Below are 18,810 nucleotides of genomic sequence, written 5' to 3' on the forward strand. Positions count from 1 at the left end.
TCCTCAGGCCTTGGGAGGCGCGCCCTTCTGGTAGCGTGAAACGAGTTGGATCAACCCAAGGCAACCCCAGGTGATGCCGAAGGAAATCACGGCAAGTGCTGCCGGTTCATAGGCGCGGTTGGCGCCAAGCAGCTGCATGTAGGGGCCGAAGGCCGGGCGGTTCAAAAGTGCCGCCATGGTGAATTCACCGATGACGATGGCGAAGGTCAAAAATGCGCCCGAAAGGACGGCGACCAGCACATTGGGCAGGATGATGCGCGACAGGATGGTTGTCCACCCCGCGCCAAGGCTTTGCGCGGCTTCCGTCAACGTCGCGACGTCGATGGTCCTGAGACCGGTATCGACGGCGCGGTACATGTAGGGCAAAGCGAGCGTGGCATAACCAAACATCAGAAGAAGGTTGGTGCCGAAGGTCGTGCCGGTCAGCGGCAGCCAGCTCGAAGTGTTGTAAAGCCTGATATAACCGAACACGATGACAATGGCCGGGATGACCAGCGGCAGCAGCGTGATGAATTCGATATAGGGGCGCAGGCCCGGCAGTTTCAGGCGCACCCAATAGGCCGTTGGCACCACCAGCAGAACCCCGAAAACGATGGTGAACAGCGCCATCATCACCGAATAGCTGAAGGTTTCCTGAAAACGTGGGTCACTGAGCACCTTGCCATAGGCGTCAAAAGAATATTCTCCGCGCCGCATTTTCAGCGAGAAGTTGGTCATGCCGATCAGCGGCAGGGCGAAATAGAGCAGGCCGAAGATCAGCGCGCCCCAGGCGAAGAACCGCTTCATTTCAGCCACCTTTCGCTGCGGGCGCGCAGCCAGATATAAAGCGCATTGGCGATGCCGGTAACGACGATCATGCCGAAAGCGAGTGCGTAACCCAGATGCGGATTGCCGAGAACGTCGCCGCGGATCTGCGCGAAAAGCAGGATCGGCACGATGTTGAGCGAGGAGCCGGTGAGCGCAATTGCTGTGGCCACAGCACCGAAGGCGTTGGCAAACAGCAGCGACATGGTGCCGAGCAGCGACGGCAACAGGATGGGGAAGGCCACCATGCGCCAATATTGCAGGCCGGTCGCGCCGAGGATTTCGGCAGCCTCGCGCCATTCGCGCTTCAATCCGTCAAGCGCCGGCGTGATGATGAGGATCATCAGCGGTATCTGGAAGAACAGATAGGTGACCGTCAGGCCCCAGAAGGACAGGATGTTAAAGCCGAGAAGCCTCAGATCAATGCCGACCTGCGTTTTCAGGAACACGGTGAGCAGACCGACCGGGCCAAGAGTGGCGATGAAGGCGAAGGCGAGCGGCACGCCGGCAAATTGCGATGCGACGCCCGAAAAGGTGAGGAGTGGTCCGCGAATGCGCTGGGGCAAACCGCCGAGAACCACGGCGGCGGCGACGGCAAAGCCGATCAGGCAGCCGAGAGCCGCCGAGGCGAGGCTGATCTTGATCGAAATCCAGTAGGCCGCGAGGATGGACGAGGTGAAAAGCCCGGCGACGTTTTCGAGCGTCAGGCTGCCATCGGGACGCTGGAATGCACCGACCACGATCTTCATCGTCGGAAAAATCAGAAACAGCAGAACAAAAACGGCAAAAGGTACGACGCCTAACCAATGAAGCGGCAACTTCCTGCCCGCATCGGATGGTCCGCCGGTGTTGGTTGATGGCATGCCTTGTCCCCAAACGCCGTTTTCAAACGGTCTGTCTATAAAGGTCTTTTCTCGAGCACGTCCGGTTAAAACGGAAATGTCGGACGCGCTCTCGATTTTGTCTTGCGCATTTTCCGGACGTAAAACCGCTACGCACTTTTACTGGAAATGCTTTTAAAGAAGCACCCCGGCTTTTCGAGAAGCCGGGGTGTATTTTTTCAAAGGTTACTTCACGTTCGCGCCGACGACTTTGTCCCAGCCGCCGGTTACGGCTGCCTTGTTGGCGTCGACTTCGTCGAGCGTCGGGAAGAATGCCTTTTCATAGGCTGCTGCCGGCGGCAGGCTGTCGATCAGTTCCTGCGGAACCTTGCCAGCCTTAACCATCGCGTTGAAGCGGATCGGGTGGCAATAGCCCTTCAGCCAGCCAAGCTGACCGTCGTCGGAATAGAGGTGTTCCATCCAGAGCTTGGCAGCGTTCGGATGCGGGGCGTAAGCGGAAATGCCCTGAACGTAAACGCCGGCCAGAACGCCTTTTTCCGGAACCACGACTTCCGTGGGCGGGTTGTCGTTCAGCGTCTTCTTCCAGGAAAGGGCGTTATAGTCCCATGCGACGATGATCGGGGTAGCGCCCTGTGCCAGCGTGCCGGCCTTGCCGATAACCGGCAGGAAGTTGCCAGCCTTGTTGAGGTCGGCGAAATATTTCAGGCCAGCTTCACCAGCTTCCTTGCCGGACTTCGCACCGCTGGAGAGACCAGCAGCGAGAACGCCGAGGATAGCCTGGTTGGAAGCGCGCGGATCGCCGGCGAGTGCTACCTGAGCGGAATATTCCGGCTTCTGCAGGTCGGCCCAATCCTTCGGCACGTTCTTGACGAGGTCCTTGTTCACGAAGAAGGACATCACGCCGTAGTAGTCGCCGTACCAGTAACCGTCCGCGTCCTTGACGTTGTCAGGAATTTCGTCCCAGGTGGAGACCTTGTAAGGCTGCAGCAGGCCTTCGGCTTTCATCTGTGGGCCGAAAGCGAGACCGACGTCAACAACGTCAGGAGCCTGCGGGCCCTTGTTGTCCTTGTTCGCCTTTACCGCTTCGACTTCATCGGCAGAGCCGGCGTCGGGGTTCAGTTCGTTGACGGTGATTTCCGGATATTTCGCCTTGAAAGCGGCGATCACGTCGCCGTAACCACACCAGTCGTGCGGCAGCGCAACGGTGGTCAGCATGCCTTCCTTCTTGGCGGCAGCGATCAGTTCGGCGCTCGGCGCGGCAGCAGCGATCGCGGTGGAAGCCATTACCAGAGCGGTGGTGGCAGCAAGCAGTCGACGGCAATGAGAGATCACTTTTTTCTCCTCTTCGTGTTCTCGTATTACGGACGCTGATACGGATTCTGGATGAAGCTAATGTGACGGTTGGAAAGCAATTTATTTATCCGGATTCCGTCAGTTTACGCTCATTTTCCGCCATCACCCGGCTTTGTGCCTGCAATTGCGGGAGAATCCCATCATCATTCGTGTTGGCCAGATACGTTCCCCAGCTTGTTTTTATCCCGCTTTATCGCGCTGGTAGCGATTTCAGGTATCCAATCAGCCGGCGGTTTCCGCGTCAAGCACTGTGCCGGCTACTGATGTTCATGTCCGGTCCGGTCTGCGGAACAGACGCGTCTGCTCGAACAGGCCTTCCAGCGCATTCATGCGCTCTTTGGTTTCATCCCAGGTACCGCTTTGCACCGCTTCGATCAGCGCTTCGACGACAAACAACGTGACGACCGAGGAATCCCATGCCGAGGGCGCTTCGATCTTCACACGAAAGGTGTGCAGCGCGTGGCGCGCCACCGGCGACGTCCATTGATCCGTAAAAAGAATGATCTGCACGCCGTTTGCCTTTGCCACCTCGGCAAGCGTCGTCATGTCGTGCTCGTAGCGGCGGATGTCGAAGATGACAAGCACGTCGCCGGCGCTCATGTTCAACATATATTGCGGCCAGGCGCTGGAATTGGACGACATCAGCGTCGTCTTCGGCCGGATCACCTGCATATGGGTGAAGAAATATTCGGCTATCGCGCCGGTGATGCGACCACCGACGAAATAGATGCTGCGTTTGCGGTCCGAGAGCAACCTTGCCGCATTGTCGAAAACGGCGGTGTCGAGATCGCTCAGCGTGTCGCGCAGATTGCCGGTGATGGCGTCGGCGAAGCGGTTGAGAATGTGCAGTCCCGGCGCATTGGTCGCCCACCGGTCATGTTTCGCAACAGGGCCGGAGATCGTCGCCTCCAGTTCCTGGTGCAGATGCGCCTGAAACTCCGGGTAGCCCTTATATCCGAGCTTCTGCACCATGCGCGCCACGGTCGGCGTCGAAACGCCGGCGTTTTCGGCAATGGTGGTGATGCTGCCGAGACCCGAGACGGGGTAGTTGCCAAGCAGGCTCTCCGCCAGCCGTTTTTCCGAACGGGTCAGCGCATCGTAGTGGGCATGGATAACATCCGACACGGTGGCCGTCGTACTGCGCAAATCTTTCCCCTTCCGGTCTTTTTGCCGGTGTATCGGTCAATATAAACATCTGTGCCAGCTATCGAGTCAATGGGAAAAATGAAGAGATAATTTCAAAATTCCATTTGACACTCGCGATAATGTGAAGAATTCTTTTCTTCATTGGCGGGATACGGGTTTCGGGGCGGGATGCGTGCATGACGGTGCGTTCACGGTTTTTCACAGAAGCGGAAGGGCAGGCTGTCGGCGTCGAGAACGCCGCGGCGAAGGGCGATGTCATTCTCGTCTGCGAACATGCCTCCGCCACCATTCCGGAAAAATTCGGCACGCTCGGTCTTTCGCCAGAGGTGCTTTCAAGCCATGCGGCCTGGGATCCGGGTGCTCTGGCTGTTGCGAGACTGCTTTCGGAACAGCTCGACGCCACGCTTGTCCATCAGCGGTTTTCGCGGCTGGTCTATGATTGCAACCGGCCGCCTGAATCACCTTCCGCCATGCCGGTGAAAAGCGAGATTTACGATATTCCCGGCAATCTCGATCTCAGCGAAGCGGAGCGGTTTGCCCGCACCTCGGCGCTTTACGTGCCGTTTCACGACCGTGTCAGCGAGATTATCGCGGAACGGCAGGCAGCAGGCCGCAAGGTCGTTGTGGTGACCATGCACAGTTTCACGCCGGTCTATCATGGTCAGTTCCGTCAGGTGCAGATCGGCATCCTGCACGATACCGACAGCCGTCTCGCCGATGCGATGCTGACGGGTGCTGAAGGTTCTGCGCTCACGGTCAGGCGCAACGATCCTTACGGCCCGGAAGACGGCGTAACGCATACGCTGCGGCTGCATGCGCTGCCGGACGGACTTTTGAATGTGATGATCGAGATCCGTAACGATCTGATCGCCAATGAAGGAGACCAATCGGCAATTGCCGGTTTTCTCCACGAGCTTATGGGGAAGGCGCTCTCATCTATCGATGAGTGAGGGAGCAAGGGGGCGGCCGATGGTGAAAACACCGGGGCCGACCGTCAATGAGACTGCCGCAATCAGATAAAAGCCGGAACGGCATGAAGCGGCAGGGGAACAGCAGATGCGTGCGGCGCAGCGCGGGAAACATCCCGGGCGATGCCGGAAACTGGGGGCACAATCGGCCAATAACGGCTGACTGGCTTTTTTTTTCTTATTCAGGAGAGAAGGGCATGGACGGTTCATCATCAGGCGTCAGCTACAAGAAGGCTGATGCATCCTATTTCGAAAAACGCGGACTATCCCGTTATGCGGGCGTTTGGTCGTTGTGGGCGCTTGGCGTCGGCGCGGTCGTTTCCGGGCATTTTTCCGGATGGAATTTCGGTTTCTCCACCGGCGGCTGGGGCGGCATGCTGGTGGCGGGTATCATCATCGCCATCATGTATCTCGGGCTGACATTCTCGATCGCGGAAATGAGTCCGGCTTTGCCGCACACGGGCGCGGCCTATTCCTTCGCCCGGACTGCCATGGGGCCGTGGGGCGGTTTCGTCACCGGACTTTGCGAGAATGTCGAATATGTTTTGACGCCGGCGGTCGTCGTCACCTTCATTACCGCCTATGTGAATTCTATTCTCGGGCTAGACCCCGCATATTCGCCATTCGTCTGGATCGCTTTTTACGCGATGTTCCTTGCCCTCAATGTCTTCGGGCTGGAGCTTTCCTTCAAGGTCACGCTGGTCATCACGCTGATTTCGCTCGGTGTTCTGGTGTTCTTCTGGATCAGCGCCATTCCGAACATGGATTTCTCACGTTATGCGCTGAATATCGGCGTCGGGCCGGATGGCAAGGCGGTGGAGTTGCCGGAGGGCGGCGGTTCCTTCTTCCCGTTCGGTTTTTCCGGTGTCCTCGCCACGCTGCCTTTCGCGGTCTGGCTGTTCCTCGCCATCGAGCAGCTGCCGCTTGCGGCTGAAGAATCGGTCGATCCGAAACGCGACATGCCGAAGGGCATCATCCTTGGCATGGTCACGCTGATGGTTTCGGCCTTCATGATCGTGCTGCTCAACCCGTCCTTGCCGGGTGTCGGCGCCTTCCATCTCAGCTCCTCGCTCGAACCGCTGCTGGATGGTTTCAAGGCAATCTATGGCGATGGTGGCGTGGTGCTGCTCGGTCTCGTGGCGCTCACGGGCCTGATCGCCAGCTTCCATACGATCCTCTATGCGCAGGGCCGCCAGATCTATTCGCTGTCTCGTGCGGGTTACTTCCCGACCGTGCTGTCGATCACCCATTCGAAATTCCGGACGCCATACGTGGCCAATATCGCCGGCGCGCTCGTCGGTCTTGCGGTCATGCTCGTCATCTGGTTCTCGCTGGGTGCGGAACAGGGCGGCAGCATCATCGGCAGCGTTCTCCTCAACATGGCAGTGTTCGGGGCGATGTTCTCCTACATCCTGCAGGCGATTTCCTTCATTCTGCTCAGGAAAAACCTGCCGCATATCGAGCGGCCGTTCCGTTCGCCCTTCGGTATTCCGGGCGCGGTGCTGACGATCATCATCGCCATCGTAACGCTGCTCTACCAGATCCAGGATCCGAACTTTACCAAGGGCGTGCTCTGGGTGGCCGTGTGGTTCGCCGTCGCGATCGCCTATTTCGCCTTTGTCGGACGCCATCGCCTCATCCTGTCGCCGGAAGAGGAGTTTGCGCTGGAGCACAAGCAGGCTGCCGTTGCGGCAGCGGCTGCGAAGGCCTGATGTTCAAATAAAACGGGCGGCCGCATCGCGGCCGCCCTGTCTACACAATTAAGGGAACGGACAAAATGACGAGCTATACATTCGACGCGCTTAAAATGGATGTCGCCGAGGGGCGCATCGACACGGTTCTGGCCTGCCTTGTCGACATGCAGGGGCGTCTGATGGGCAAACGGTTCCAGGCGGAGTTTTTCGTCGAAAGCGCCTTTGAGGAAACCCACAGCTGCAACTATGTGCTTGCCACCGACATGGAGATGGAAACCGTTCCCGGTTACAAATCCTCAAGCTGGGAGAAGGGATATGGCGATTATACGCTGAAGCCCGACCTTTCGACGCTGAGAAGGATACCGTGGCTGGAAGGCACGGCGCTGGTTCTGTGCGATGTGCTTGATCATCACACCCATGAAGAAGTACCGCATTCGCCGCGCGCGCTCCTGAAAAAGCAGGTGGCGCGGCTGGAGGCGATGGGGCTGAAGGCCTACATGGCGACCGAACTGGAGTTTTTCCTGTTCGACCAGACCTTCGATGCCGCACGCGCCAGCGGCTACAAGGGCCTGAACCTCGCCAGCGGCTACAACGAGGATTATCATATCTTCCAGACGACCAAGGAAGAGGACGTCATGCGGGCGCTGCGCAAGGGCCTGCAGGGTGCGGGAATTCCGGTCGAGAATTCCAAGGGCGAGGCGTCTCCCGGCCAGGCGGAAATCAACGTGCGTTATGCCGAGGCGCTGACCATGGCCGACCGGCATGCCATCATCAAGAACGCCACCAAGGAAATTGCCTGGTCGAAGGGCAAGGCGGTGACGTTCCTTGCCAAGTGGAACTACAATGCCGCCGGCAGTTCTTCCCATATTCACCAGTCGCTGTGGAGCCTGGACGGCAAGCCGGCTTTCCTCGACAAGGACGGCGAACACGGCATGTCGGATGTGATGCGGCACTATGTTGCCGGGCTTCTGGCGCATGCCAGCGACATCACCTATTTTCTGGCGCCCTACATCAATTCCTACAAGCGGTTCATGGCCGGCACCTTTGCGCCGACCAAGGCGATCTGGAGCCTCGACAACCGCACGGCGGGATATCGCCTTTGCGGCGCGGAAACGAAAGGCATCCGTATCGAGTGCCGTGTTGGCGGGTCGGATCTCAATCCCTACCTTGCCATGGCAGCACTGCTTGCGGCGGGCATTGACGGCATCGAAAATAAACTCGAACTTGAGCCCGCTTTTGTCGGTGACGCCTATGGCGGGAAGGACGTGCGCGAGATACCCAAGACGTTGCGTGACGCGACCGCCTTTCTGGACGGATCGAAAATGCTGCGCCAGGCCTTTGGCGATGACGTGGTCGATCACTACGTGCATGCCGCAAGGTGGGAGCAGGAAGAATACGACCGCCGCGTGACCGACTGGGAAGTGGCGCGCGGTTTCGAGAGAGCCTAATCATTACGGGAAAACATCATGACCATGATCCAGAATATCTCGCCCATCGACGGCTCGGTTTATGCCGAGCGGGAGGCGATGTCGCTGGAAGCGGCGCGCGCCGCCGTTTCGAAAGCGCGCAAGGCGCAAAAGGACTGGGCACGGCGTCCGCTTGAGGACCGCGTTCAGCTGGTTCTGAAAGGTGTGGCGCGCCTTAACGAAATGGTGGCCGAAGTGGTGCCGGAACTGGCGCATATGATGGGCCGTCCGGTTCGTTACGGCGGCGAGTTCAAGGGTTTCAACGAGCGCTCCAACTATGTCGCCTCCATTGCGGCCGATGCGCTGGCACCGCTCGTCATCGAGGAAAGCGGCAATTTCGAACGCCGCATCGAGCGCGAGGCGCATGGCGTTGTCTTCGTCATCGCCCCGTGGAACTATCCTTACATGACGGCCATCAACACCGTCGCGCCCGCCCTGATGGCCGGCAATACGGTTGTTATCAAACATGCGGCGCAGACGCTTCTGGTCGGCGAGCGGATGGTGCGGGCATTCGTTGAGGCCGGCGTGCCGGAAGATGTCTTCATCAATGTCTTCCTCGACCATGCCACGACCTCGGCGCTGATTTCCGAAGGGCTGTTTAATTTCGTCAACTTCACCGGTTCGGTGGAAGGCGGCCGCGCCATCGAGCGTGCTGCTGCCGGCACCTTCACCGGTCTCGGTCTTGAACTCGGTGGCAAGGACCCCGGCTATGTGATGGAGGACGCCGATCTCGACGCCGCCGTCGATACGCTGATGGATGGCGCGACCTATAATTCCGGGCAATGCTGCTGCGGCATTGAGCGCATCTACGTCAACGAAAACCTCTATGACGAATTCGTCGAGAAGTCCGTTGCCTGGGTGTCCAACTACAAGCTCGGCAATCCGCTGGAACAGGAAACCACTCTCGGGCCGATGGCCAACAAGCGTTTCGCCAAGGTGGTGCGTGCGCAGATCGCTGATGCCATTTCGAAGGGTGCCAAGGCGCTGGTCAATCCGAAACTTTTCCCCGCCGATGACGGCGAGGGGGCCTATGTCGCGCCGCAAATCCTCGTCAATGTCGATCATTCCATGGAATTCATGACCGAAGAAACCTTCGGCCCAGCCCTTGGCATCATGAAGGTCAAGAATGACGACGAAGCCATCGCGCTGATGAACGACAGCAAATACGGCCTCACCGCCTCGCTCTGGACGCAGGATGCGGCGCGCGCCGGGCGGATCGGCCGCGAGATCGAAACCGGAACCGTGTTCATGAACCGCGCCGATTATCTCGATCCTGCCCTTTGCTGGACCGGCGTGAAAGAAACGGGCCGCGGCGGCTCGCTCTCCATTTTTGGTTTCCAGAACCTGACCCGACCGAAATCCTACCATCTGAAGAAAGTCACGAAATGAATATCGTCGCCAACTGGAGCTATCCCACCGCCGTCAAGCTTGGCCGTGGCCGGATCAAGGAACTGGCGGAAGCCTGTAAGACGCTCGGTATCAAGAAGCCACTTCTCGTCACGGATCGCGGCCTTGCCAATATGGCGATCACCGCGCATGCGCTCGATGTGCTGGAAGAGGCCGGGCTTGGCCGGGCGATCTTCGCCGATGTCGATCCGAACCCCAACGAGATCAACATGGAAGCGGGCGTGAAAGCCTATCGCGATGGCGGCCATGACGGCGTTGTCGCCTTTGGCGGCGGTTCAGGTCTCGATCTCGGCAAGACCATCGCCTTCATGGCCGGGCAGACGCGCCCGGTCTGGGATTTCGAGGATATTGGCGACTGGTGGACACGGGCGGACGCCTCGAAGATCGCGCCCATCGTCGCCGTGCCGACCACTGCCGGCACCGGTTCGGAAGTTGGCCGCGCCAGCGTTATCACCAATTCGCAGACCCATGTGAAGAAGATCATCTTCCATCCGAAGCTTTTGCCCGGCGTCGTCATCTGCGACCCGGAACTGACCGTCGGCATGCCGAAGGTCATCACGGCGGGAACGGGCATGGATGCCTTTGCCCATTGCCTCGAAGCCTATTCGTCACCCTTCTATCATCCGATGAGCGCCGGTGTGGCACTTGAGGGGCTGCGTCTCGTCAAGGAATTCCTGCCGCGCGCCTACAAGGACGGCACGGATATCGAAGCACGCACCAATATGATGGCGGCGGCAGCGATGGGGGCGGTTGCCTTCCAGAAGGGACTTGGCGCCATTCACTCGCTCTCGCATCCGATCGGTGCGGTCTACAACACCCATCACGGCATGACCAATGCCGTCGTGATGCCTGCGGTGCTGCGCTTCAATCGCCCGGCCATCGAAGACAAGATCGCCCGCGCGGCCGCCTATCTCGGTATTTCCGGCGGCTTTGACGGCTTCTATGACTATGTGCTGGAGCTTCGCAAGGAACTCGGCGTGCCGGAAAACCTGACCGCCATGGGCATCAAGCCTGATCGTATCGACGAGCTGGCGGCGGAAGCGATCAAGGATCCGAGTTGCGGTGGTAATCCGGTGCCGATGACGCTTGAGAATACCAAGGCGCTTTTCGAAGCCTGCTTTTAAAGGGTATCGGTAGTGAAGAAGAGAGCGTCTGTTTTTGCGCCATTGCTCGCCATGGCACTTCTCGGTTTGCCCGTTGCAGTGCAGGCCGCTTCTTTTGGGGAGCTTTCCGGTCAGGGTTACAAGGTCGGAACTCTGTCGAGCAATAAGGCAGGAATCCGAGGATGGACCCTGTCTAAAGGCACAGACCGCTACTTCTGTGACATGCGCGCGACTATGGCCTATTCCGGAAAAAACGGCATGGTCTCCTTTACAAGCGCCGGGCGCATGATCGCGCTTGATCGCGCTACTGTTGAGAAGAGACTAGGCGGTTCCCTGAATTTGCCGAAATACGAAGATCTCAAGGCCGGCCGGCTGCGGTCGGACGATGTCGGATCCTGCCGAAAGCTAACGTAATCAATAATATGACAGAGGCCCACGATACCGATCGCGGGCTTTTTGTTGTTCGCCAAAACGTTCTTAGCCTTTTCTTAACCATGTTCGTAAAGGTTATGGAAAGCACCATGATTGGTTCGGTGCGTGAATGAGCATGAAACGGCTCTGATCAATCGGGGATATCATGCCTGTCATTACTTTTGCCAACACTAAGGGCGGCGCAGGAAAAACGACTGCCGTGCTGCTTCTGGCGACCGAACTTGCCCGCAGCGGCCACCGTGTGACGGTGCTGGATGCCGATCCGCAATTGTGGATTTCCCGCTGGCACGAATTATCAGGCGAGATCGAGAATCTCTCGGTGATTTCGCATGTGACGATGGCCTCCCTTGAAGGCCATATCCGCGAAAACACCATCAATACCGACTGTTTCATCATCGATCTGCCAGGAGCGAAAAATCCGCTGCTGACCATGGCGCTCGGTATTTCCGACCATGTGCTGATCCCGGTGCAGGGCTCTGCCATGGATGCGCGCGGGGCGGCCGAGGTTCTGGATCATATCGAATTCCTGAACCGCAAGATGGGCAAGGCCATTGCCCACTCCATCGTGCTGACGCGGGTCAACGCCATGGTGGCGACCCGCTCCCTGCTTCTCGTCAAAATGCTGCTGGCCGAAAAGAACGTGTCGGTTCTGAATACGGCGATTGTCGAGAGAGCTGCCTATCGCGACATCTTCGATTATGGCGGCACGCTTCTCTGTCTCGACAAGGACAAGGTCAGCAATATCGACAAGGCGGTGGAGAATGCGAAAACCTTTGCGGACGAGGTGCTTGGCCTTTTACCGAAACGCCTGACGCGGCTCGGCACGCAACCCACGCGCCTTTTCACCCGCAAGGCGGCTTGAACGACATTCCCAATGCCCGGACCGCTTGAGGTACGGGCATTATTTTGCTTGATTTGGAAATGATCGTTTCCTATATTGCAGCCATGACCGATACCAGCCACACCCATTCCCCGGAACAACGCCATCGCGGCAGGCCGCGCGAGTTCGATATCGACCGCGCGCTGGATGGAGCGATCCGCGTTTTTTCGAGACGCGGATATCACGCCACCTCCGTAGGTGATCTCACCGATGCGATGGAACTGGCGCAGGGCAGTCTTTACAAAGCCTTCAAGGACAAGAAAGCCATCTTCATCGCCACGATGGAGCGTTACAGGGTTTTGCAGACGGCGCGTTTCGAAGCCGCCATCGCCGGTTATGAGACCGGTTACGAGCGGTTGAAAGCGGGCCTGATGTTCTATGCGGAACGATCATACGGCACCGTTGGCTCGGATGGATGCCTTGTGGTCGGTGCCGCCTCCGATCTTGCCGCGCTGGACGACGATATTGCGGTTGTGGTCGAGCGGGCGGTGAAGGCGAGGGAGCGGATCGTCGCCCGGCTTGTGGCTGAGGGGCAAAAGGACGGTTCCGTCCATTCGAAAGCCGATCCCGACGATCTTGCCAGAGCGTTGTTGTGCATGATGTACGGCATGCGGGTGGTTGGAAAGACCGGGCGGAGTTTGGAAGAGATGACGGCCGTGGTGAATATCGCCATGAAACTTGCCGAGTGATTTTGCAACTATTTAGGAAACATTCGTTTCCATTTTGGAGAAAATGATGACGACGCGTGTAGTTGAAGGGGAGGATGTTTACGAGACATCCATTTCCCCGGCCCTGACTTTTCTGCTGGCAAGCGCCTGTGGATTGATTGCGGCCAATCTTTATTACGGCCAGCCCCTTGCCGGTATCATCGGCGCGGAGCTTGGCCTGTCCGCTGGCGCCACCGGTCTGATCGTTACCCTGACGCAGATCGGTTACGGCGTCGGCCTGCTGTTTGTCGTGCCGCTTGGCGATCTCGTCGAAAATCGCAGGCTGGTCGTCAGCGCCGTTTCGATGGCGGTACTGTCGCTGGTGGCGGCCGCTTTCGCGCCGCATGCGGCACCGTTTCTGATTGCCGCCTTTTTGGTCGGCATCAGTTCCGTGGCGGTGCAGGTCATCGTTCCCTATGCCGCCCATATGGCGCCGCACGCCATTCGCGGCCGGGTGGTCGGCAATGTCATGAGTGGATTGATGGTCGGCATCATGCTGGCACGGCCCGTCTCCAGCCTTTTGTCGGAAGTGGTCTCCTGGCGCGGCGTCTTTCTGACATCGGCAGGCGTCATGGCAATTCTCGCCGTCGTTCTCTACCGCCTTTTGCCCGTTCGTGTGCCTGAGGCGAGGCTGCGTTACGGCGCGTTGATGGCCTCCATGGGCAGACTAGCCGCCCACACGCCCATCTTGCGGCGCCGCGCAATCTATCATGCCTTCCTGTTCGCCGCCTTCAGCCTGTTCTGGACTACGACACCGCTTTATCTGAGCGGTCCGCATTTCAATCTCAGCCAGGGTCAGATCGCCCTGTTTGCGCTTGCGGGTGCGGCCGGTGCCGTTGCCGCGCCGATTGCGGGGCGCATGGCTGACCGGGGCTGGACATATCTGGCCACTTTTGCCGCATTGGTGGCGGTGGCGCTGTCATTCGCCGTCACGCATCTTGCGCCCGAAGGATCGCATCTGGCTCTCGGCATTCTTGTCGTCGCGGCCATCGTTCTGGATTTCGGCGTCACCACCAATCTGGTGCTTGGCCAGCGCGCCATCTTCACGCTCGGGGCGGAGTTCCGCAGCCGGCTGAACGGCATCTACATGGCGACGTTTTTCATGGGTGGGGCAATCGGCTCTGCCGTGGGCGGCTGGGCCTATTCCGTCGGGGAATGGGGTGCCGCCTCGTGGATCGGTTTCGCGCTGCCGGTGGCGGCCCTGTTGTACTTCCTAACCGAAAAGCGCGGATAAAATCCCGCCAATAAAAAAGCCCGGCGGAATGGCGTCCGCCGGGCTTTTTCATTCTTCTTTACTATCGATATTATTCCGCGAATTCGACCACGACGCCGGGGCGGACCATTTTTGCCAGCTCGGTCGCATCCCAGTTGGTCAGGCGGATGCAGCCGTGGCTGTTTGTCTTGCCGATCTTCGACGGTTCCGGCGTGCCGTGGATGCCGTAGGTCGGTTTCGACAGGGCGATCCAGACCGTGCCGACCGGACCGTTCGGACCCGGCGGAATTTGCAGGATCTTGTCGTTCTGGCCCTGCCTGAAGTTGATCTTCGGATTGTAGGTGTAACCCGGATTGAGCGCGACGCGCTCGACCGTGTGCGTGCCACTCGGTGACGGCGTGTCCGTCGAACCGATGGTGGCGGGATAGGCGGCGATCAGATTGCCGTCCTGACCATAAGCGAAGACCTGCTTGATGCCCTTGTGGGCGACGATGCGGGCGACCTGTCCCTTTTTCGGTTCTCCCGGATTGACGACCTTGATGATGGTGCCGGGCACGGAGAAATCGATGCCGCGGTTCAGTTCCTTCAGGTAGGTCTCATCCATATGGAAACGTTCGGCCAGCGCCTCCGAGGTGGAGGTGAAGGACAGAGCCGGCAGCTGCGATTTTGCGGCATAGTCGTCCGGAATGGAGGCGACATAGGGACCGGCGGCATCGGCTGCGGTGATCGTATAATCGACAATCGGCATGCCGCCGGAGGCGCGCAGCCGCTCCAGAATGTCGTCGGAATTGTTCGGGTCGAGCTTTTCGCCCGTCATATCCTGCCAGGCGGCAATCGCCTTGTTGACGTTGTCGCCCATCTTGCCGTCGATCACGCCAGGCGAAATACCCTCGCGGTCGAGGAAGGTCTGGAGCGCGACGATCTCCTGGCGGGACCGGTTGACCGGCGTGGTGACGGGTGTGTGGCGCTCAATCAGATGTTGCGGCTGCGGAACGGCGGCCGTGGTGCTTTCATCGGGCATCGGCTGGTTGAGCGGTGCGCTTTCGACTGCGCCGGGGCCGGGAACCGAGCCGGTATAGACATCGTCGCCGGAACCGTTGCCGCGATATTCGCGGTAATCGCGCACGCTGCCATTGTCCTGATAACCGTAGTCGCGCGCCGGCTCACGGTACTGGCCGCCGGGCGGCGGGGGGTAATAGGTTGTGTCGCGCTGCTGGGCCTGCTGCCGCTGCTGGTAGCCGGAGGGCATTTCGGTGGCCAGTAGATTGCCGTAACGGTCATAAAACACCGTGCGGCCCATATTATCGCGGCTGATGACGATATCGCCGCGCTGGGGCACGAAATCGAGCACGCGACCGTCCGGGGTCACCAGAACCGGTTGCTCCTGATAGCCATAACGCTGCTGCGCGCCAGCCTGTAGCGGCGCGAAAACCGACGCCAGGGCGATCGTCAGACCCAGAGCTGCGTTAAGAAACTGTTTCACGATTCTGCTGTCCTTACTTCGTTCACCGATAAACACACCGCAATCTTGACCCTATTGTGAAAAAGGTGAATTCACGGTTAATGCAATCTTAATTTACGTCACGGTTAGTAGCATTTCCGTGATTATTGCGCTTTTACTGCCACAGGGAGGTTGTCTTGCGTCCGTTTCAGGCTGGCAAATCGCCACGCATTTTCCTCGATGAAACCTCCGTTTTCGATATTGGCGCCTGTGTCGTCGATGGCATCAACATTGCGCCTGGTCGCGCGATTCCCGATGATGGCGATCCGCGCATCGACCATTCGCTGGAAGGCTTCCTGTTCACCTGTGGTCCTGATCATATCCGCCACCCCGTACCGATCGACGGTGACGGCGAGGGGCGTCGATATCCCTTGCATGGGTCCTTCTCCTCGCATCCGGCAAAGATAGTCGAGTTCGAAACTCATGAGTCCAATGCGCTGGCCCGGGTCGAAGTTCCCGTGAGTCTTGCCGATGGCGGCACCGCACTTCTGGAACGGACGTGGCGTATCGACGGCGGAAGCGGTGAGGTCAGCCTTGATGACAAGATCATCAACACGAGTTCGCAGCCGATCCCGGTCTTTCTCATGTATCACATGAATGTCGGCGCGCGCCTCTTTGACGATGCCGTTCAGCTTGAGGGTGCGATGCTCAATGGCGGCGGCCATGGATGGCGTTTTGGTGAAGAGCCGGGCACTGTTTTCTGCGTCCCTGCCGGTAACGGGGAATGGGCGGAACTCGCGCTTGGTCCGATTGCCGCGATCGGCGGCAGGACGCTGAAAGTGCGTTTCAGCACGGAGACGTTGCCCTATCTGCAGATGTGGCGGAACCAGCAGGACCCGGCCAACGTACTTGGTATTGAACCGGTTTCGCATCGCTGGGTGGCACGCCGGGAGCTTGAGGCTGCCGGCGAGTTCAACATGCTGCAGCCGGGCGAAAGCCGCTCCTATGGCCTGCGCTTTTCCATCCTCTGAATGATGGACTGAATGAAGACGCGGCATCATTGACGCAAGGGTTTTGACCGCTTACATCGGATGCGGATTTCAGACGGTGGCGAGAGCGTGCCAGCGGCGCGCAGGCGCCAGTTTCAGCGGAGGCATTAAGATGGATATCAGGCGTATAGACGACGAATATTCGGTCACGGGGCAGATCAGCGTTGCCGATCTCGACGAGGTCAAGGCACTTGGCTTCAAGTCGATCGTCTGCCACCGCCCTGACGGCGAAGAAGACGGCCAGCCGCTTTTCGCCGATATTGCTGAGCGTGCCGAACAGCTGGGCCTCACCATCATGCATGTACCTGTCGGCCGTTACGGCGTCGATGCGGATGCGGTTTCCGGCATGGTGGACGCGCTAGATGAACTGCAGCGCCCGATGCTCGGCTATTGCCGTTCCGGCGCGCGTTCGACGGCGATCTACGAAAAGACCCATCACCTGCGCGGTTGATCCGCGCCTTTCATTCGATTTTGCAATGCCAATCAACAGGAGTTTTCCATGACCATCAAGCGTATCGAACCGGGCAAGCGCATGAGCGGCGCCGTTGTTCACGGCAACACCGTTTATCTGGCTGGCCAGGTTGGTGAGGGCGTGTCCGTGACCGATCAGAGCAAGTCGGCGCTAGCTGAAGTCGACCGCCTGCTGGCCGCTGCCGGTTCTGACAAGTCGAAGATCCTGCAGACCATCATCTACCTCTCCGACATGTCCACCTTCGGCGAAATGAACGCCGTCTGGGAAGGCTGGATCGACCCGGCAAACCCGCCGGCCCGCGCCACCAGCGAAGCAGCGCTTGCGACCCCGGACTACAAGGTTGAGTTCATCGTGACGGCTGCTCTCTGAGCAACGGTTTGATTTGCTAGTTGTGAAAGGCCGGGTTGCGGAATGCAGCCCGGCCTTTTTGCTGAAGGTCATGCCACCGGAAACAAGGTGGTTTTGACGCTAGAGCCTGTTGAATATCGGTTATTTCGGGGCTGATGGAGCGAGTTGCACTGCAAGCGCCTTTTCGCAGCCATGCTGCTCGATTGCCGCATCCAGTGCATTTTCGTAAAAGGCGCGCGCGCTTTCGATGCGCGCACGCCCGTTATCGGTCAACACCGTATAAACACCGCGCTTGTCGTCCGGACAAAGATCGCGAACGGTAAGCCCTGTCCGCTCGAGGCGTTCCACCAGTCTGGAAACCGAACTCTGGTTCAGGCAAAGATGCGAGGCTAGATCCTGCATCCGCAGTTCGCTGTCCGGTGAGCGCAAAAGCGCTTCCAGTGCGCGATATTCCGAAAGGCCGAGCCCATGGGCGGTTTGCATCGCTTTTCCAAGGTCGGCTTCGACATTGCCAACGGTCTGGGCAAGCTTCAGCCACGCATCGTGTTTTGAGGACATATTGGCTACACGCTCCTACGGGAAGTATCAGGCCATATGTATGCTCATGCAATAATATCTTCAAGCGGACGACGTTATGATGCCAGGCCGTGCTCTTCGTTGCTGGGCTTGGCACTGTCCGCCAGCTTGAGCCAAACGACGCCAGCGATGATCACCGCCAGCCAGAACGCCTGGATGAGGTTTAACGGCTGATCCAGTAAAAGACTGCCGAAGACCGCTGCCCCGACTGCGCCGATGCCCGCCCAAACTGCGTATCCGAGCCCCACGTCTATCGTCTTCAAGGCCGTGCTGAGAAAATAAAGCGTCAGCAGGAAGAAGATCGCAGCGGCGATCGACCAGCTCGGTATCGTGAAAGCCCGGCTCGCGCCCACGCTGAGCGCGTAGCCGATTTCGAAGCCTCCGGCGAGCAGCAGCATGAGCCACGCGCGCGTGCCATTCGCGTTATTTGTCATATCCATATCCTTCCAGATTTGGTTGTTTGTATGAGGTGCTGTCGTCCGGTCTTTACGCCGCGCCGCTGAGGCGGAGGCCGATGACCCCACCAATCACCAGAGCGATCCCGGCGATTTTCCTCCAATTCAGTCGCTGGTTGAAAAAGATCGCTCCGAGAACAACAATGCCGACGCCAGCGGCAGAGGTCCAAATTGCGTAACCGACGCCGACGTCAAAGGTGAGGAGCGCAAAACTCAGAAAAACTGTCGCGATGGCGCCGCTGACCAGAGTAGCGGCGGTCCACCACGGGTGAGAGAAACCCTTGGCATTTCCTGCCGATATTGCGACCGCGATCTCAAAGATCACTGCGATTGCGAGATATATCCAATGCATTGTCGTTCTCCGTTAGGATGGTCGTATGAGGGAATTGGTTCAGTCTCCTCCGAGCCGAGAAATTGGCCTGATGGAGCATGCAAAGCTTGAGAAAGACGACCG

The 18,810-nt window shown here is 58.8% G+C and carries 20 protein-coding genes; 12 read left to right on the forward strand and 8 right to left on the reverse strand.

Going from position 1 to position 18,810, the window contains the following annotated elements; genetic code table 11:
- Nucleotides 1-3 precede the first annotated feature (3 nt).
- From RBH10_RS12020 to RBH10_RS12035, 4 genes are all read right to left on the reverse strand, one after another.
- Nucleotides 4-786 (reverse strand): iron ABC transporter permease, encoded by a 783-nt coding sequence (locus RBH10_RS12020; RefSeq protein ID WP_045016774.1) that lies wholly within the window; start codon nt 784-786, stop codon nt 4-6.
- Complete coding sequence (locus tag RBH10_RS12025; RefSeq protein WP_045016776.1) at nt 783-1,667, reverse strand: ABC transporter permease subunit; 885 nt, start codon at nt 1,665-1,667, stop codon at nt 783-785. Before RBH10_RS12025 ends, RBH10_RS12020 begins: the two co-directional genes overlap by 4 nt.
- A 204-nt stretch (nt 1,668-1,871) precedes the next feature.
- Entirely contained in the window at nt 1,872-2,978 is a 1,107-nt protein-coding gene (locus tag RBH10_RS12030; protein ID WP_281037051.1) for an ABC transporter substrate-binding protein, read from the reverse strand.
- A gap of 288 nt (nt 2,979-3,266) precedes the next feature.
- Nucleotides 3,267-4,145, reverse strand: coding sequence for a MurR/RpiR family transcriptional regulator (locus tag RBH10_RS12035; RefSeq protein ID WP_045016779.1), 879 nt, complete (start codon nt 4,143-4,145; stop codon nt 3,267-3,269).
- Between the two features lie 176 nt (nt 4,146-4,321).
- Here RBH10_RS12035 and RBH10_RS12040 point away from each other — a divergent pair, with 176 nt between their 5' ends.
- From RBH10_RS12040 to RBH10_RS12080, 9 genes are all read left to right on the forward strand, one after another.
- Entirely contained in the window at nt 4,322-5,095 is a 774-nt protein-coding gene (locus tag RBH10_RS12040) for an N-formylglutamate amidohydrolase (RefSeq protein ID WP_281037050.1), read from the forward strand.
- Between the two features lie 215 nt (nt 5,096-5,310).
- A complete protein-coding gene (locus RBH10_RS12045; protein ID WP_045016783.1) occupies nt 5,311-6,825 on the forward strand; it encodes an amino acid permease in 1,515 nt (504 codons plus the stop codon).
- Between the two features lie 65 nt (nt 6,826-6,890).
- The gene (locus tag RBH10_RS12050; protein ID WP_281037049.1) at nt 6,891-8,255 is read left to right on the forward strand and encodes a glutamine synthetase family protein; all 1,365 of its coding nucleotides are present in this window, start codon (nt 6,891-6,893) and stop codon (nt 8,253-8,255) included.
- 18 nt (nt 8,256-8,273) lie between these two features.
- Nucleotides 8,274-9,662, forward strand: a complete 1,389-nt coding sequence (locus RBH10_RS12055; protein ID WP_281037048.1) for an aldehyde dehydrogenase family protein — start codon at nt 8,274-8,276, stop codon at nt 9,660-9,662.
- Nucleotides 9,659-10,804: an iron-containing alcohol dehydrogenase gene (locus RBH10_RS12060; protein WP_174150182.1), complete on the forward strand. Its 1,146-nt coding sequence runs from the start codon at nt 9,659-9,661 to the stop codon at nt 10,802-10,804. The genes RBH10_RS12055 and RBH10_RS12060 overlap by 4 nt, the downstream gene beginning before the upstream one ends.
- Before the next feature lie 12 nt (nt 10,805-10,816).
- Nucleotides 10,817-11,197, forward strand: coding sequence for a hypothetical protein (locus RBH10_RS12065; RefSeq protein ID WP_281037047.1), 381 nt, complete (start codon nt 10,817-10,819; stop codon nt 11,195-11,197).
- A gap of 163 nt (nt 11,198-11,360) precedes the next feature.
- Nucleotides 11,361-12,077: a ParA family protein gene (locus RBH10_RS12070; RefSeq protein WP_281037046.1), complete on the forward strand. Its 717-nt coding sequence runs from the start codon at nt 11,361-11,363 to the stop codon at nt 12,075-12,077.
- A 59-nt stretch (nt 12,078-12,136) separates the two neighbouring features.
- On the forward strand, nt 12,137-12,784 hold the full coding sequence (locus RBH10_RS12075) for a TetR/AcrR family transcriptional regulator (RefSeq protein ID WP_281037045.1): 648 nt from the start codon (nt 12,137-12,139) through the stop codon (nt 12,782-12,784).
- Between the two features lie 46 nt (nt 12,785-12,830).
- On the forward strand, nt 12,831-14,036 hold the full coding sequence (locus RBH10_RS12080) for an MFS transporter (RefSeq protein WP_281037044.1): 1,206 nt from the start codon (nt 12,831-12,833) through the stop codon (nt 14,034-14,036).
- A gap of 70 nt (nt 14,037-14,106) precedes the next feature.
- Here the strand turns inward: RBH10_RS12080 and RBH10_RS12085 are convergent, their stop codons facing one another.
- Nucleotides 14,107-15,498: a L,D-transpeptidase gene (locus RBH10_RS12085; RefSeq protein WP_281037043.1), complete on the reverse strand. Its 1,392-nt coding sequence runs from the start codon at nt 15,496-15,498 to the stop codon at nt 14,107-14,109.
- Between the two features lie 155 nt (nt 15,499-15,653).
- Here RBH10_RS12085 and RBH10_RS12090 point away from each other — a divergent pair, with 155 nt between their 5' ends.
- The 3 genes from RBH10_RS12090 (at nt 15,654) to RBH10_RS12100 (ending at nt 17,346) form a co-directional block, all read left to right on the forward strand.
- Complete coding sequence (locus tag RBH10_RS12090) at nt 15,654-16,487, forward strand: aldose 1-epimerase family protein (protein WP_281037042.1); 834 nt, start codon at nt 15,654-15,656, stop codon at nt 16,485-16,487.
- 130 nt (nt 16,488-16,617) lie between these two features.
- A complete protein-coding gene (locus RBH10_RS12095) occupies nt 16,618-16,956 on the forward strand; it encodes a TIGR01244 family sulfur transferase (RefSeq protein WP_045016804.1) in 339 nt (112 codons plus the stop codon).
- A gap of 48 nt (nt 16,957-17,004) precedes the next feature.
- On the forward strand, nt 17,005-17,346 hold the full coding sequence (locus RBH10_RS12100) for a RidA family protein (RefSeq protein ID WP_045016806.1): 342 nt from the start codon (nt 17,005-17,007) through the stop codon (nt 17,344-17,346).
- A 120-nt stretch (nt 17,347-17,466) separates the two neighbouring features.
- On the opposite strand, the gene RBH10_RS12105 is transcribed toward RBH10_RS12100, so the two are convergent.
- The 3 genes from RBH10_RS12105 to RBH10_RS12115 form a co-directional block, all read right to left on the reverse strand.
- Complete coding sequence (locus tag RBH10_RS12105) at nt 17,467-17,883, reverse strand: MarR family winged helix-turn-helix transcriptional regulator (protein WP_281037041.1); 417 nt, start codon at nt 17,881-17,883, stop codon at nt 17,467-17,469.
- A gap of 74 nt (nt 17,884-17,957) precedes the next feature.
- Nucleotides 17,958-18,335, reverse strand: coding sequence for a multidrug efflux SMR transporter (locus tag RBH10_RS12110; protein WP_281037040.1), 378 nt, complete (start codon nt 18,333-18,335; stop codon nt 17,958-17,960).
- A 52-nt stretch (nt 18,336-18,387) separates the two neighbouring features.
- A complete protein-coding gene (locus RBH10_RS12115; protein ID WP_281037039.1) occupies nt 18,388-18,708 on the reverse strand; it encodes a multidrug efflux SMR transporter in 321 nt (106 codons plus the stop codon).
- Between the last annotated feature and the right edge of the window lie 102 nt (nt 18,709-18,810).

The organism is Rhizobium sp. AN73 (genome assembly GCF_030757975.1).
Taxonomy (GTDB): domain Bacteria; phylum Pseudomonadota; class Alphaproteobacteria; order Rhizobiales; family Rhizobiaceae; genus Agrobacterium; species Agrobacterium arsenijevicii.